The organism is Micromonospora sp. NPDC051227 (assembly GCF_044455385.1).
In the GTDB taxonomy this organism is placed as follows: domain Bacteria; phylum Actinomycetota; class Actinomycetes; order Mycobacteriales; family Micromonosporaceae; genus Micromonospora.
In genome coordinates this window covers 584,293-598,543 of the sequence record NZ_JBITET010000001.1, presented here as the reverse complement: position 1 = coordinate 598,543, position 14,251 = coordinate 584,293, and the positions used below count along the sequence as shown (strand labels likewise).

General features: G+C 70.2%; 14 protein-coding genes. 7 read left to right on the top strand and 7 right to left on the bottom strand.

Annotation, left to right across the window (positions count from 1 at the left end; translation table 11 throughout):
* Positions 1–14 precede the first annotated feature (14 nt).
* Positions 15–365: a hypothetical protein gene (locus tag ACIA47_RS02785; RefSeq protein ID WP_396705343.1), complete on the top strand. Its 351-nt coding sequence runs from the start codon at positions 15–17 to the stop codon at positions 363–365.
* 63 nt (positions 366–428) lie between these two features.
* Here the strand turns inward: ACIA47_RS02785 and ACIA47_RS02780 are convergent, their stop codons facing one another.
* Positions 429–1,772 (bottom strand): glycoside hydrolase family 18 protein, encoded by a 1,344-nt coding sequence (locus ACIA47_RS02780; protein WP_396704897.1) that lies wholly within the window; start codon positions 1,770–1,772, stop codon positions 429–431.
* A gap of 145 nt (positions 1,773–1,917) precedes the next feature.
* On the opposite strand from ACIA47_RS02780, the gene ACIA47_RS02775 reads away from it, so the two are divergent.
* Positions 1,918–2,802: a bile acid:sodium symporter family protein gene (locus tag ACIA47_RS02775; RefSeq protein WP_396704895.1), complete on the top strand. Its 885-nt coding sequence runs from the start codon at positions 1,918–1,920 to the stop codon at positions 2,800–2,802.
* 59 nt (positions 2,803–2,861) lie between these two features.
* Here the strand turns inward: ACIA47_RS02775 and ACIA47_RS02770 are convergent, their stop codons facing one another.
* The 3 genes from ACIA47_RS02770 to ACIA47_RS02760 form a co-directional block, all read right to left on the bottom strand.
* Positions 2,862–3,281 (bottom strand): PPOX class F420-dependent oxidoreductase, encoded by a 420-nt coding sequence (locus ACIA47_RS02770; RefSeq protein ID WP_030337921.1) that lies wholly within the window; start codon positions 3,279–3,281, stop codon positions 2,862–2,864.
* Positions 3,282–3,478: 197 nt separating this feature from the next.
* On the bottom strand, positions 3,479–4,105 hold the full coding sequence (locus tag ACIA47_RS02765; RefSeq protein ID WP_396704892.1) for a glyoxalase: 627 nt from the start codon (positions 4,103–4,105) through the stop codon (positions 3,479–3,481).
* A 97-nt stretch (positions 4,106–4,202) separates the two neighbouring features.
* Positions 4,203–4,613: a VOC family protein gene (locus ACIA47_RS02760; protein WP_203124369.1), complete on the bottom strand. Its 411-nt coding sequence runs from the start codon at positions 4,611–4,613 to the stop codon at positions 4,203–4,205.
* 69 nt (positions 4,614–4,682) lie between these two features.
* Here ACIA47_RS02760 and ACIA47_RS02755 point away from each other — a divergent pair, with 69 nt between their 5' ends.
* Positions 4,683–5,576 carry an NAD-dependent epimerase/dehydratase family protein gene (locus ACIA47_RS02755; RefSeq protein ID WP_396704890.1) on the top strand — a complete coding sequence of 298 codons (894 nt, stop codon included), beginning with the start codon at positions 4,683–4,685 and terminating at the stop codon, positions 5,574–5,576.
* Between the two features lies 1 nt (position 5,577).
* Here ACIA47_RS02755 and ACIA47_RS02750 read toward each other — a convergent pair whose 3' ends face one another.
* Both ACIA47_RS02750 and ACIA47_RS02745 read right to left on the bottom strand, forming a co-directional pair.
* On the bottom strand, positions 5,578–6,681 hold the full coding sequence (locus ACIA47_RS02750; RefSeq protein WP_396704888.1) for a glycosyl hydrolase: 1,104 nt from the start codon (positions 6,679–6,681) through the stop codon (positions 5,578–5,580).
* 159 nt (positions 6,682–6,840) lie between these two features.
* On the bottom strand, positions 6,841–7,794 hold the full coding sequence (locus ACIA47_RS02745; protein WP_396704886.1) for an AraC family transcriptional regulator: 954 nt from the start codon (positions 7,792–7,794) through the stop codon (positions 6,841–6,843).
* Positions 7,795–8,018: 224 nt separating this feature from the next.
* On the opposite strand from ACIA47_RS02745, the gene ACIA47_RS02740 reads away from it, so the two are divergent.
* From ACIA47_RS02740 to ACIA47_RS02725, 4 genes are all read left to right on the top strand, one after another.
* A complete protein-coding gene (locus tag ACIA47_RS02740; protein WP_396704884.1) occupies positions 8,019–9,560 on the top strand; it encodes a flavin-containing monooxygenase in 1,542 nt (513 codons plus the stop codon).
* A 115-nt stretch (positions 9,561–9,675) separates the two neighbouring features.
* Positions 9,676–10,875 (top strand): low temperature requirement protein A, encoded by a 1,200-nt coding sequence (locus tag ACIA47_RS02735; RefSeq protein WP_203124379.1) that lies wholly within the window; start codon positions 9,676–9,678, stop codon positions 10,873–10,875.
* Between the two features lie 158 nt (positions 10,876–11,033).
* Complete coding sequence (locus ACIA47_RS02730; RefSeq protein WP_396704882.1) at positions 11,034–11,930, top strand: acetyltransferase; 897 nt, start codon at positions 11,034–11,036, stop codon at positions 11,928–11,930.
* 75 nt (positions 11,931–12,005) lie between these two features.
* Positions 12,006–12,980: an alpha/beta hydrolase gene (locus ACIA47_RS02725; RefSeq protein WP_396704880.1), complete on the top strand. Its 975-nt coding sequence runs from the start codon at positions 12,006–12,008 to the stop codon at positions 12,978–12,980.
* A gap of 171 nt (positions 12,981–13,151) precedes the next feature.
* On the opposite strand, the gene ACIA47_RS02720 is transcribed toward ACIA47_RS02725, so the two are convergent.
* Positions 13,152–14,240, bottom strand: a complete 1,089-nt coding sequence (locus tag ACIA47_RS02720; RefSeq protein ID WP_396704878.1) for an aldo/keto reductase — start codon at positions 14,238–14,240, stop codon at positions 13,152–13,154.
* Positions 14,241–14,251: the final 11 nt, after the last annotated feature.

Below are 14,251 nucleotides of genomic sequence, written 5' to 3'. Positions count from 1 at the left end.
GAGCCGTGCCGGAGATGATCACGCTCTCGGTCCATCCGGATCTTCCGTCCGCCGATGCTCGGCGTTCGCTGGCGTCCTGGCTGCGCGCTGAGGATCGGCTGCGGGAGGGGGTGACCACGACGTCCCCCGACGGGATGTCGGCGGACACCACGGACGTCCTGCGGGTGGCGGCCAGCGACGCGGGCACCGCCATGGTGCTGGTGCAGGCGATCGCCGGCTGGCTGACCCACCGCCGCGACGATGTGACGGTGAGGCTCACCCGGCCCGACGGATGGTCGGCCGAGGTGGACGTGCACCGGGCTCGGGACATGGACCAGGTGACCGCGCTCATCGAGGCCGCGGTGCGCGCGGTGACACCCGCGTAGCGGTAGCCGGCCCGCCGCCAGCCGAGGAGTCGGCCGGCGACGGGCCGGGTGGATCGGGTACGGCTACCAGGTGGTCAGGCCGAGGCCGATCGTCTTGGTCAGCGTGGCGTTGTCGTCGTCGCCGTCGAGCGACCAGATCATGGCGCCGGCCAGGCCGGCCCGTCGGATGTAGAGCGTCTTCTGCAACACGACCGCCGGATCGTCATACGTCCACAACGTCGTACCGTCGAACAACCAGGCGTGCCCGGCGCGCAGGTCGCGGTGCACTGTGTAGCCGTTACCGGCCAGGGTCTTCAGCTTCTTGTAGTCCTCGTACCCGGCCTCGAAGGTGGCCGGCGCGGGCCCGGTGGCCGGCTGGAACAGGCCGTTGCCACCACCGGTGATGCCGGTCCAGCCGCGACCGTAGTAGGGGATGCCGAGCACGAGCTTGTCCCGCGGCGCGCCGCGGGCGATCCACCCGTCGATGGCCACCTCGACGGAGAAGTCCGGGTTGTCCGGGGCGCCCGCCGGGACGCGCAGCGCCGACTGCTGGTTGGCCCGCGCGTCCCAGCCGCCGTGGAAGTCGTACCCCTGCACGGTGGCGAAGTCCAGGTACTTGAAGATCTTGCGGCCCTCGTAGCCGGCGTCCATGGTGGCCGGGCTGGCTGGCAGGAACGCGGTCAGCGGGTGGTGCGCGCGGGTCGTGCGCCCGTACGCGTCGAGCTGCCCGCGGAACTCGGCGAGCAGTTTGGTGAAGTTCTCCCGGTCCTCCGGGCGGATGACGTTGCCGGGCTCACCCTCCCAGTTGGGCCACTCCCAGTCGAGGTCGATGCCGTCGAAGACGCCGGCCCCGGCGCCCGGGCCACCGGCGGCGCCGTCACCGCCGGGCAGGTTTCCCTTGAGGTAGAGGTCGATGCAGGACGTGACGAACGCCTTGCGGGAGGCGTCGGTGCGGGCCGCGTTCGAGAAGTACGTCGACCAGCTCCAGCCGCCCAGCGAAATCAGCACCTTCAGTTTGGGGTGCTTGGCCTTGAGCTTGGCGAGCTGGCCGAAGTTGCCGTTGAGCGCCTGGCCCGGTGCGTCCGCGACGCCGTCGACGCTCTCCTCGGCCGGGACGGGACGCTGGTAGTCGGCCCAGGCGTCGCCCTCGCCCGGCCCACCGTCCACGTAGCAGCGGCCGTCCTCGCTGACGTTGCCGAAGGCGTAGTTGAGATGGGTAAGGCGGCTCGCCGCCCCGGAGGTTTCGAGTTTCTTCACCGGGAAGGCCCGGCCGTAGATGCCCCACTGGGTGAAGTAGCCGACCCGGTGGTAACCGGTGCGGCGCTGCTGATTGTCGCCCGCGCTGGCGGCGCTGGGCGGGGCGGCGGTGAACAGCAGGGCCGCCAGGGTGACCACGGCGGCGAGACGGCGGTGGCGGAATGGTCGCATCGGCACACTCCCACGAGGCATCAAGCAGAATTAGTAAAGAGACTTATCTGATTGATGAAGTTAAGCCGGTCACCGTCCGGGGTCAAGAGCGTCCAGCCACATGGGGGATTGTTACGGCGTTACCCGGTGGTAACGATGTTGTGCCATGGACTCCGCCCTGACTCTGATCGGCCTGCCCATCGCCCTCGGCATCATCATGCTCGGTCTGGGTCTCGGACTGACCATGACGGACTTCCGCCGGGTGGCCCAGCATCCACGCGCCGCCGTCATCGCCCTGGCGTGCCAGGTGCTGGTGCTGCCGGCGCTCTGCTTCTGCCTCGTCCTCGCGTTCGACCTGGCACCCGAGCTGGCCGTCGGCATGATGCTGCTGGCCGCGTCCCCGGGCGGCACCACGGCCAACCTCTACAGCCACCTGTTCGGCGGGCACGTGGCCCTGAACATCACCCTGACCGCCATCAACTCGGTGCTCGCCGTGGTCACCCTGCCGATCCTGGTCAACCTGTCGGCGGCGTACTTCCTGCCAGACGGCAGGAGCATCGGCCTACAGTTCGACAAGGTGCTCCAGGTCTTCGCCATCGTGCTCGTCCCGGTCGTGATCGGCATGCTCATCCGGGCGCGGATGCCGCACCTGGCCGAGCGCCTGAACCGCCCGGTCCGGATCCTCTCCGTCGTCGTCCTCGTCGCGGTGATCGCCGGTGCGGTGCTCGGCGAGCGGGAGAACATCGCCGACTACTTCGTCTCGGTCGGCCTGGCCGTGCTCGCCTTCAACCTGCTCAGCCTCGCCATCGGCTACGGGGTGCCGCGCCTCGCCGGTGTCGACCGGAGCGCCGCGACGGCCGCCGGTTTCGAGATCGGCATCCACAACAGCACCCTGGCCATCACTATCGCGCTCAGTCCGGCGCTGCTCAACAGCACCCAGATGGCGATCCCGGGCGCCGTCTACGGCATCGTCATGTTCTTCACCGCTGCGGCCTTCGGCTACCTGGTGACCCGTGTCGGCGCCCGGTCCGCCACCGCCCTGACGCCCTGACGGCCGGTGCCCCGTCGCCCCGAGGGCAGCCGTCGAGGCGACAGGGCGGACGGTGACTGTCAGCCGACCTGGTTGTTGTCCTTCTGCGCGCCCCAACCGTGCCAGCGGTCGATCTCGATCAGGGCACTGACCCGGGCACGTTCCCGGCGTGGGTACGCGTTGCCCGTGTAGTGCTTCGACAGCCGGTCGATGTCCGCCAGACCCTCGTCGGGGCGCAGCTCGGTGACGTGTCCGATGATGCTGACGTGGGTGTACCAGCCGGCCTCGTCGAGCACGGTGAGAGACACCCGGGGGTCGTTGCGGACATGCTCCAGCCGGCGGCGGCTCTCGTCCATGTTCACCAGGATCCGGCCGTCCTCCCACAGGTACCAGGTGGCGGCGGACACCGGCTGGCCACCGTTGCGCAGGGTGGTCATGACGGCGGGGTTCGGCTTCTGGAGCATGGCGACCGCGGCCTCGGGAAGCGGTGGCTTGGACATGAAGTCTCCTCGTCGCGACAACGTTTACCCCTGCACGTTACGCACCCGCCCGCCCCGATCATGGTGCTACAGGTACATCGCGCGGTCAGCCGAGCCAGCGGCCGTCACGCATGAGGACGCGTCCCTTCAGCTCGTTCGCCTCCCGCCAGGCCCCTGCTCGAGCCCACGCGGCGGAACTTCCGTCATGCTTCCTCCAGTCACTCCGCGGTCGCCAGCGATGAGGCTTCCCAGGCGAACCCGTCCGGGTCGGTGAAATGCCCGCCGTCGCCGCCGATCGTGAGTCGATGCGACCCGGTGCCGGCGGGGGCGACGCCGACGTCCTTGGCGAGGGCACGACGTCGGTACAGCGCCAGCTTCACGGGGCTGGACCCAGCAACGAACTCGACGTACATGCGGCCGAAGCTCTTCGCCACGGCAAGGCCGCGCTCGACGTAGAACCGCTTGCTCGCAGCCACGTCCGCGACTCCGAGCAGGAGCACGATCTCGTCGATATGCCGGGTAGCCGGGCCGCTGTCCTTCTTCGCCGAGGTCGCGATCTTCCAGATCGTCCCGTCCGGGGCCTGCACGACACCGCCGTAGCCCCAGAGCGACTTCGCGGCAGGCTTCAGCGACGTCGCACCGGCGTCCAGGGCGGTGCCGATGAGGCCGTTGACGGTGGCCGGCTGGGACACCGTGAGCGCCATCGTGAACCCACGGAAGCCGCTTGTCGGTGCGTCCGAGGCCCGCAGGCGAATCTGCTTGTCCAGACCGAAGGCGGCGGTGTAGAAGCGCTGGGTGGCCGCGGGGTCGGCCACGTCGAGGGTGACGGATGCGATGGATGTCATGGCGATTACGCTATTTGCGGCCGGGCGACCGGCGCTTCTTGAATCCTGACCGGTCTCGTCAGCTGTCCCGAACGGCGCAGATCGAGGACCGGACGGTTCAGCGAAGCTCTTGGATGCGGACCAGGTTGCCGGCGGGATCGCGGAAGGCGCAGTCGCGGATGCCGTACGGCTGCTCGGTCGGCTCCTGGACGACCTCGGCGTCGCCGGCCTGCACCTTCTCAAAGGTGGCGTCGAGGTCCCGCGTGGCCAGCAGGATCCAGCCGTAGGTGCCCTTGGCCATCATCTCGGTGATGGTGCGGCGCTCGTCCTCGGTGGCCCCGGGGTCCGCAGCCGGCGGCGCCAGGAGGATGGACGTGCCGGGCTGGTCGGCGGGGCCGACCGTGATCCAACGCATCGTGCCCTGACCGACGTCGCTACGGACCTCGAAGCCGAGGGCGTCGCGGTAGAAGGCCAGGGAGGCGTCCGGGTCGGTGTGCGGCAGGGAGCACGTGTGAATCGTGATGTCCATGTCGATCATGCTAGGGGTAACGCCGTACCCGCGTGTGGGTCCCCGTTCGTCCCCGGCGAAGATGTGGTCATGAGCAATCCCGCACTGCCCAGGCGTGTTGTCGTCACCGGCGCCACCGGCAAGCTCGGCCGTGCCGTGGTCGCCCACTTGCGCGCCGTGGGCGTCGACGTGCTGGCGGTGGACCGCGCCGGTGGCCGCGACCCACGCGACGTGAACGGCGAGTTCCTGCTGGTCGACCTGACCGACTACGGGCAGGTGGTGGAGGCGTTCACCGGGGGCGCCGACGAGCACGCGGGTGGCGTCGACGCGGTCGTGCATCTCGCGGCGGTTCCGGCCCCCGGGCTGATGTCGAACGCGGCCACCTTCGCGAACAACTCCGCCGCCACGTACAACGTGTTCGCCGCGGCTCGGGCGGCCGGAATCAAGCGGGTCGTGTGGGCGTCGAGCGAGACGGTGCTCGGGCTGCCCTTCGACACCCCGCCGCCGTACGCGCCGGTGGACGAGGAGTACGCGCCACGGCCCGAGTCGACGTACTCGTTGAACAAGGCCCTTGAGGAGGAGATGGCCCGGCACTTCTGCCGGTGGGACCCGGAGCTGGTCATGGTGGGGTTGCGCTTCTCCAACGTCATGGACGTCGAGGACTACGCGCCGTTCCCCTCGTTCGACGCCGACCCGCAGCTGCGCCGGTGGAACCTGTGGGGCTACATCGACGCCCGCGACGGGGCCCAGGCGGTCGAGCGCGCCCTCGCGCACGACCAGCCCGGTGCCGACGTCTTCGTCATCGCCAACGCCGACACCGTCATGAGCAGGTCCAGCGCCAGCCTGATGGCCGAGGTCTACCCGGGCGTCGAGATCCGTAAGGAGTTGGGTGAGCACGAGACGCTGCTCAGCATCGACAAGGCCCGCCGGGTGCTGGGGTACGAGCCCCAGCACTCCTGGCGGGACCACGTCGACGTGCTGTAGGTCAGCGCGCCGCCTGGTAGGCGCGGCCGACGGCGGTCACGGTGCTGCCGGTACGGAACAGGCCGGTCTGGTCCTTGTCCGTGGCGGGCAGGCCGAACCACGCGTACCGCTGTAGCCAGGACAGGCCACCCAGCATCCGGGTCGCCGCGGTGAGGAACGCGGCCTGCTGTGCCTGGGTGGGGAAGCGCACGCCGTTGGAGAAGTCGATCAGGGCGAACTCGGTGAGCCAGATCGGCAGCTCGTACCGGTCGTGCACGGCCTGCAGGTACGACCTGAGCTGGTTGACCGCGTTGGCGGTGGTGAAGTCGCCGCCGTACCAGTGCAGGGCGATGAAGTCGACGCGGTAGCCGCGCTGCTTCGCCCCGGCCATGAACCGGTCGAGCCATTCGCCCGGCCGGTCGCCGCCCCAGGCCACCGCCGGGCTACCCAGCGGAAGGCCGGTGGCCTGCAACTGCGGCCACAGCTCCAACGCCTGCTCGACGGTCATCCCCGCCTGACCCTTCAGGTCCGGCTCGTTGAACCCGAGCAGGTAGCGGCCGTTCTTTTTGGCCTGTTGCAGGTTGGTGGCGGTGACGCTCTTCGCCCCCCAGATCATCGGGACGAACTCGGCCCCCTTCGGGCTGGTGACGCCCGAGTGGGCCACGTCCCAGGTGTAGTACCAACTCGCCCCGGAGTTGGCCAGCGCCTGACTGACGCCGTCGAAGGTCCACACCCCGACGCCCTTGCGCTTCGAGGTCGTCGTCGGGGCCGCCGGGGCGACCGGACGTCCCGTTGTCGGCTTCGCCGTCGGGGTCGGGGTCGCCCCCGCCCCCGCCGGGCTCGGCGTGGCGGTGGGCGTGGGCGCGTTGGGTGCGCCGGGCTGCGGGCTCGTGGGCGACGGCGCCTCGAGCGCCTGTGTCGCCGCCGGGGCGGGCGTCGGCCCGGTGGGCTGCACCACGACGATCACACCGGTCACCGGTACGGCGACCACGGCGGCCACCAGGAGCGGCCACAGCAGCCGCCTCGCGCCGATCGGAAGGCGGCCGAGCACCCCGCGTCGGGGCTCTGCGTGGACGCCCCGGTTTCCCCTCGCGGCGTCCGCTTCACCCTGGCCGGTTGCGCGCATCGTCTCGACTCCCTCGTGTGTGGTCGCAAAACTACCCAGCGGAGGAGTGTCGGTTGATCACCATCAGCCCCTCCCCTCAGGAGACTGGCCGGCGGCACCGGGATGACGCTTTCGTCGGTAGGACCGCGCCGACGTGCCGTGGCACCAGCGGGAAGCTCGTCACCGACGCAGGGTGGTGGACGGCGTCTCACCGAAGCGGCTCCGGTACTCGGTCGCGAACCGACCGAGGTGCACGAAGCCGTGTTGCAGGGCAACAGTCGTCACGGACGCCCCCGGCGCGGCCGAGCGGAGCGTGCGGTGCGCCGCGTCGAGCCGGCAGGCCCGCAGGTACGCGGTCGGGGTGGTCTGCAACTCACGGCGGAAACAGTCCTGCAGTGTTCGTACGCTCACCCGTAGCGCCTCGGCGACCTCACCGACGGTCAGTGCCTCCCCGTGGTGTTCGGAGATCAGGGCGCAGGCCCGGCGGACGAGACGCCCGGGGTGGGCGTGCTGGCCCGGCTCGGCCAGCAGGTGGGAGTGGCTGTGCCGATGGGCCAGCAACAGCTTGCCGATGAGCCCCTGTTCGAAACGGGCGGCTACCTGCGGGTGGTCGAACAGGGACGCGTCCGCCGGCTGGGACAGCTCGTCGGCGAGGAACGCCACCCCGCGCGCCCACGCCTGCGCGGTCGGCGTGGTCATGAGCATGCCGACGTCGAGGCGGACCGGGTCGTCCACCGGGTGGCCCAGCAGGCGGGCGAGTTCCCGGTCGACGGCCCGCCGGTCGGCGTAGAAGATCCGGTGGGGCGATCCCTCGGACCATCGCATGTCCGAGGAGTCGTACGGGGACAGGACCGAGGCCACTTCGGGGGTAGAGGTCACTGTCTGACCGGCGTGCCGGACCGTCGTGCTGCCGGCACTGGGGATCTGGACGAGGTAGAAGGTCTCCAACGCGGGCGGTTGAATGCGGACCGCCTGCCCGTAGTCGAGGTCGACGACGCCCACCCCGCCCGACCGGCGAGCCGCCATCCGCAGTCGCACGCTGTGCACACCCGGCTGGGGAGTCAGCCGGTGTGGACAGAAGACCCGACCCACCTCGGCGCGAGCCTGGTCGACGTCGTCCGTCCGGACCGTCACCGCATCCATCCGACACCTCCCGGGCGTCCCGTCGCGCTGACCGTAAGGCGTGACCGGCCCGGACCAGACCGGAAAGCCGTCGACCCGACAGGAAAAGGGTCTGACTGCGTACCGCGGACAGCGCCCGCGTCGCGCGGATAGCGAGAATCCCGGTCTGCTCGCTAGCGTGCGACCACCGCGGGCGGTCAGCGCCGGCACGGTTCGTACGTCCTTCGGAGGAGATCATGAGGATTGCCGTCGTCGGTGCCGGATTCGCCGGGGTGAGCGCAGCGAAGGTGCTGCGACAGAGCGGATTCGACGCCACAGTGTTCGAGCGGGCGCCCGACGTGGGTGGGGTGTGGAGCCGTACCCGGCGTTACCCCGGCCTGCACACCCAGAACGACAAGGGCACCTACCACCTCTCCGACCTGCCGATGCCCGCCGACTACCCGCAGTGGCCGTCCGGTGAGCAGGTCCAGCGGTACCTGGAGAGCTACGTGGAGAAGTTCGGGCTGGCCAGCGCGCTGCGCCTGTCCACGGAGGTCACCTCCGCCGAGCTCGTCAACGACGAGACCGGGTGGCTGGTCACGTCGCGGCCGGCGGGTGCCCAGGACCCGCTGACTGTGGAACGGTACGACCACCTGATCGTCGCCAACGGCATCTTCTCCGACCCGGTCGTCCCGTCCTTCGACGGGCACGCGAACTTCACCGCCGCCGGAGGGCGCGTACTGGCGACGGGGGAGTTCCACGACATCGAGGCGGCCCGAGGTAAGAACGTCCTCGTGGTCGGGTACGGCAAGTCGTCCTGCGACGTGGCGGTCCCGGTGAGCGAGGTCGCCGCCCAGACCCACGTGGTGGCGCGCGAGCTGCTCTGGAAGATGCCCCGCAAGCTCGGTGGTGCGCTCAACTACAAGTACCTGCTGCTCACCCGGATGGGTGAGGCGCTCTTCCGCTACCTGCACCTGAGGGGCTTCGAGCGGTTCCTGCACGGCCCGGGGGACGGTCTGCGCCGACGCATGGTCGACAGCGTCGGCTCGGTCGCCACCCGGCAGCTCAACCTGCGCGAGCTGGGTCTCGTGCCCAAGGGCAGCTTCGAGGACATCGCCCGCAGCACCGTCAGCCTCGCCACCGAGGGTTTCTTCGAGCGGGTCACCGACGGTCGCATCGCCGTGCACCGGGAACAGGTGATCACCGAGTTGCTGGTCGAGGGTGGCCGGCCCGCCGCCCGCCTGGCCGACGGCACTGTGCTCCCCGCCGACCTGGTGATCTGTGGCACCGGCTTCCGTCAGCACGTGCCGTTCTTCGACGACGCGTTGCACGCCCGACTCCAGGACGACGCCGGCAACTTCATGCTCTACCGGCAGATCCTGCCGATCGGCGTGCCGCGGCTGACGTTCGCCGGCTACAACTCGTCGTTCTTCAGCCCGCTCAGCGCGGAGATGGCAGCGGTCTGGACGGCCGCGTACCTGCGGGGTGGGATCACAGTGCCGACCGAGGTCCGGATGCGCGACGAGGTGCGCGCCCGACTGTTCTGGATGGCGAAGCGCACCAACGGACGGCACGCCCGCGGCACGAACATCATCCCGTTCTCGATGCACAACATCGACGAGGTGCTGGACGAGTTGGGGCTCAACGTCGGCCCGCTGACCCGGGCCCGGCAGTGGCTGTTCCCCGTCGACCCGGGCTCGTACCGCACTGTGACGGCACAGATGATCAGGCGTACCGCCGACCCGGTATCCGCCATCAACGACGGAGACCCGATGAAGATGGATAAAATACGCAGATAGGTAACAGGTAGGGCCGGTCGGCGAGGGAGGCTCGGGGACGATGGCAGCGGAACAGGGTCACCACATTGGTGTGCCCGTGCCGGCGGCCCTGGCCGGCTGAGCTGTCTCGCCGTCCGTGCTGACGCGCACCGAGACCTTTCGTGGGCTCGGGGACAGCAGGAGCCCCCGCTCGGCGACCGTCCTGGAACTGCTCTTCGACATCGTCTACGTCTTCGCGCTGGCCCGCCTCGCCGGGCGGGTCGCGGACGACCTGACCATCGTCCGGCACACGCTGCTGTCCGAGGCGGGCCAGACCGTCCTGTTCTTCACGGCGATGTGGATGATCTGGTCGCTCAACGCCCTGCTGGCGAGCACCTACGACCCCCGGCGCCCCGATCTGCAGGCCGTTCTGCTGGCGACGATGTTCGGCACGCTGGTGCTGGCGGTCACCTTGCCGCAGGCATTCGGCCAACGCGGCGTGATATTCGCCTGCACCTACGTCGTCATCCAGGTCGGCCGACCGCTCTTCCTGTCGTTCGCCCTGCGGGGTCACGCGGGCCAGGCGTTCGCGCTCCGGGTGCTGACCTGGCACCTGGCGTCCAGCGTGCTCTGGATCGGCGGCGGCATCAGTGGTGGTCTCGGGCGGGGCGTCTTCTGGACCCTCGCTCTCGCCATCGAGCTGATCGGCGCCGCCAGCACCTACCCCCTTCCCCGCATGGGCGGGAGACAGCTCACCAGCTCGGGGGTCAGCGTCTCGCAGGAGCATCTCGCTGAGCGGTACAACCAGTTCTTCATGATCGCTCTCGCCGAGGTGGTGCTCGAAGCCGGCGCCGCTGTCAGCTTTCCGGGCTTCTCGACCGGGGGAACCATCACCCTCGTCGCCGCGTTCGTGGCGGTCGTCTCGTTCTGGCGGATGTACTTCTACCACGTCAGATCCGGCCATGCCTCGACCCCGAGCGGTGAGGGGGTCCAGCTGTCGCGGTGGGCAAGCTACAGCCTGCTGTTGATCGTCGGTGGCATCATCTGCATGGCCGTCGGCTTCGGGCAGGTCATCGAGGATCCGCACCCGCCGATCGACTGGGCACTGGTGGCCATCATCTTCGGCGGCCCGGTGCTGTTCCTGATCGGGCGGAGCACCCTGGAGCGGGCGAGCGCCTCCGCGCCGCGGTGTCGGGTGTTGGACGTCGGCGTGGTGGCGCTGGTCGTGGCGGCCCCGGTGATGGTGCTGCTCCCGCCGGTCGCCGTGGCGGCCGTCGCGGCGGTGATCCTGGCCGGCATCACCGTGTTCGACCAGCGTGCCCACAAGCGTGGGTCGGAGACCAACCCGACGCTGTGACGATCCGTTGCGGTCCGGCGACCCCTGGGCGTATGGTCGTCGGGCACGCCGTCGAGCTGGAAGGAGGTCAGAACAATGTCCGATGTTCTGCGCCCCCTCCGCGCTCCGGCGTCCGCGCGGATCTGACCCGGGGCGCGCGCTTCCCGGAGGACCAACCCATGACTGATCTGGTCATCCGTCCGCTCGTCGCGGGCGAGGAAAACCTGTTCGACTCCATGCCCGATCCGCTGCCCCAACTGCGTCAGGTCGCGTACGCAGACGGGGTCGCCGGCGGCGGCTACCGTCCCGAGAACACCTGGGTCGCGCTGCGCGCCGGCCGGTTGGTGGGCCGGGCCGCCTGGCTCCTGCCCCCGGGCGCCGTCGGTGCCCCGTGGCTGGACCGGTTCGATCTGGACGCCGAGCCGGAGGTGGGCGCCGAGTTGTTGCGGGCCGCCCACGAGGCGCTGGGCGGTCCCGGTCTGTACTACGCCGCACTGCCGGCGCACTGGCGGCGTCGGCCCGAGGTGCTGGCCGTGGTGCGGGCACCCATGGAGGCCGCCCGGCTCGCCGGGCTGGTCGAGCGGGGGGAGCGGCTCCGCTGCTCCTGGACGGGCACCCCCCTGCCGGCGTCCTCCGGGCGGTACGACTTCCGCGCGCCCGTCGACGTGGCGGAGATCAAGGCCCTGGTCGCCAGGGTCGCCGAGCCGGACGTGCTGACCGGCGTCGAGATCGCACGGGTGGTCGGCGGCGTCGACCTCGCCACCGACCCGCTGGCCTGGTTGGGCGAGAACACCGAGGAGTGGCGCATCGCCCTGACGGCCGGTAACCCGGTCGGGCTGGTCGGCACGGCCGGAGACGCCTGCTACCCCCTGCTCGCCTATCTCGGCCTCCTCGACGAGGAGGCCCGGCCCGAGCTGTTGGCCGAGGCCGTCCGGGTGCTGGCCGCCGGCGGTGCCCGCGAGGTCATCGCCGACGTGGAATCGCACCGGGTGACCGTGCTGGCGGAGTTGGAGCGGACCGGCTTTCGGCAGTTGCGCTCCCGGGTCGTCTTCGCGCCGCCGAACAGCCAGGAATAGCTGACCGGGTGCGCCCGGTCACCCGGGCGCACCCCCTCAGCCAGTGTTGAACGCGCCCCCTGTCAGCATCTGACCATGCCGGAGATCATCGCGCTTCTCGTCGGCGGGTTGGCGCTCGTCGTGACGGCGGTCGTCGGGCTCTATCTCTGGCCGTTGGGCCGCCGCGGGCTACGGGTCGCGCCGGCCCGACCGCTCGACTTCGACACGGCCACCCGTGCCGCCGCGGCCGTCATCGCAGCCGAGACGGCCGATCCGGAGGTCCGACCGGAGTCACGCAGCCGCTTGCTGAGCCACGGTTCCCGTACCAGCCGGGCCGTACTGCTGTTGCACGGGTACACCCTCGCGCCCGAGCAGTACGAAGGGCTGGCCGAGGAGTTCTTCGACAGTGGGTACAACGTCTGGCTTCCCCGGGCGCCCCAACACGGGACCGTCGACCGGCGGGCCCACCACCGGGTCGAGGCCGGTGAGCTGACGACGTACGCCGCGCGGGGGTGGGCCGTCGCGTCGGCCCTGGGAGACGAGGTCGGCGTCGTGGGGATCTCCGGTGGCGCCGTGCTGGCCGCCTGGCTGGCCCAGGTGCCGGGCAACGTCGTACGGCATCTGCTGTTGCTGTCGCCGTTCTTCGGTCCCAATCCACGACAGGCGCCGGCCTACGCGGTGAAGCCGCTCATCGTGCTCTACGGGCGTCGCGTTCTCCGCGACCGCGTCACGTCGCGCGGATATTCGCTCGCCGCCGTCACCCAGTACCTGACGATCGCCCGTACGCTGCCGAACCCGGCCCGGGGGACCGGGCTGCGGACCGCGGCGGTCGCGATCAGCCCGCTCGACGGCGTGGTGGACCTCAGGGCAGCGGTCGACGTGCCGCGCCGCATCGCCGACGCGAACGCGATAACGCTGCGGGTGTGCACCCTGCCGGAGACGTTGGGCGTCGAACACAACACCCTCAACCTCGCTGCCCTGGGCGCCGACGGCGACGAGTGGCGCCGGCGGTACGTCGCCCTCTACGAGGGTGAGCCGGCGCCGACGACCGACGCGCCGACCCATCAATAGCGCCGCCGCCCCGCCCCGCCCCACCCACCCCTGCCCCGCCGATCTTGCGCTTCTGGTTGTCGACATGAGTGGGATGCCCCTTATGTTGGGACAGCAAGTGCAAGATCGCGGGGCAGGGGGCAGGGGCGCGGGGGCAGGAACGGGACGGGCGCGATCTTGCCTGGCGAGGTTCTACTTGCCGTTGAACACCGGAGGGGCGTAGCCGGCCGGCTTGTCGCCGATGCCGAGGCCGGGGCTCACCACCCAGGACTGGTACTGCGGGGTGAACATCGAGTAGAGCAGCGGGACCTTCGGGGCGCTCGCCTCGTCGAGCCGGCGGCGGGCGTCGGCCGGGATCTCGAAGTCGAGCGCACCGAAGTTGCTGGCGAGCTGTTCGGGGCTGCTCGCTCCGATCACCACCGAACCGACGGCGGGCTGGGTGGCCACCCAGTTGATCGCCACCTGCGCCATGCTGCGCCCCAACTCGGCGGCCACGCTCTCCAGCGCCTCGATCACCTGCCAGTCGCTGGGGCTGATCTCCCGACCAGCGGCGTCGGGGTTCGTCAACCGGCCGGTCCCGCTCATGCCCTCGCCGGTACGCCGGTATTTGCCGCTGAGCAGACCCCCGCCGATCGGGCTCCACGCGGTGAGCCCCATGCCCAGGGTCTGGGCCATCGTCACGTGCTCCGCCTCGATGTCCCGCGTGACCAGGGAGTACGGCAGCTGCACGTTGATCATCGGGGCCAGCCCGTGCGCCTCGGCGTAGCTCTGCGCCCGAGCCGCGTACCAGGCCGGTACGTCGGAGAGCCCGGCGTAGCGGATCTTGCCGGAGCGCACCAGGTCGTCGAAGGTGTGCACGACCTCCTCGACCGGGGTGATCCGGTCCCAGGTGTGCAGCAGGTACAGGTCGATGTAGTCGGTGCCGAGCCGGCGCAGCGACGCCTCCACGGCCCGCATGATGTGCTTGCGACCGTTGCCGCTGGCGTTCGGGTCGGACGGGTCGACGGTGTTGGTGGCCTTGCTGGTGAGCACGAGCCGCTCGCGTACTCCGGCCCGTTCGATCAGACGGCCGAGGATCTTCTCGCTCTCGCCGGCGGTGTAGAAGTCCGCCGTGTCGATGAAATTCCCGCCCGACTCCAGGTACTGCCGGAAGATCGGCTCGGCTTCCTCCTCGGTCTTGCCGTACGCGGCGTGGAACCCGTCGACGCCAAAGTTCATCGTGCCCAGCGCCAGCCGGCTCACCCGCAGACCGGACCGCCCGAGCAGGTAGTAGTGGTTCATCGTGGGTGCCC

Bases quoted from the DNA above. Each gene is read 5' to 3' on its own strand.
- ACIA47_RS02725 (WP_396704880.1), top strand. From the start codon at position 12,006: ATGCCGGAGATCATCGCGCTTCTCGTCGGCGGGTTGGCGCTCGTCGTG.
- ACIA47_RS02720 (WP_396704878.1), bottom strand. From the start codon at position 14,240: ATGAACCACTACTACCTGCTCGGGCGGTCCGGTCTGCGGGTGAGCCGG.
- ACIA47_RS02780 (WP_396704897.1), bottom strand. From the start codon at position 1,772: ATGCGACCATTCCGCCACCGCCGTCTCGCCGCCGTGGTCACCCTGGCG.
- ACIA47_RS02770 (WP_030337921.1), bottom strand. From the start codon at position 3,281: ATGTCCAAGCCACCGCTTCCCGAGGCCGCGGTCGCCATGCTCCAGAAG.
- ACIA47_RS02730 (WP_396704882.1), top strand. From the start codon at position 11,034: ATGACTGATCTGGTCATCCGTCCGCTCGTCGCGGGCGAGGAAAACCTG.
- ACIA47_RS02760 (WP_203124369.1), bottom strand. From the start codon at position 4,613: ATGGACATCACGATTCACACGTGCTCCCTGCCGCACACCGACCCGGAC.
- ACIA47_RS02775 (WP_396704895.1), top strand. From the start codon at position 1,918: ATGGACTCCGCCCTGACTCTGATCGGCCTGCCCATCGCCCTCGGCATC.
- ACIA47_RS02755 (WP_396704890.1), top strand. From the start codon at position 4,683: ATGAGCAATCCCGCACTGCCCAGGCGTGTTGTCGTCACCGGCGCCACC.
- ACIA47_RS02750 (WP_396704888.1), bottom strand. From the start codon at position 6,681: ATGCGCGCAACCGGCCAGGGTGAAGCGGACGCCGCGAGGGGAAACCGG.
- ACIA47_RS02785 (WP_396705343.1), top strand. From the start codon at position 15: ATGATCACGCTCTCGGTCCATCCGGATCTTCCGTCCGCCGATGCTCGG.
- ACIA47_RS02765 (WP_396704892.1), bottom strand. From the start codon at position 4,105: ATGACATCCATCGCATCCGTCACCCTCGACGTGGCCGACCCCGCGGCC.
- ACIA47_RS02740 (WP_396704884.1), top strand. From the start codon at position 8,019: ATGAGGATTGCCGTCGTCGGTGCCGGATTCGCCGGGGTGAGCGCAGCG.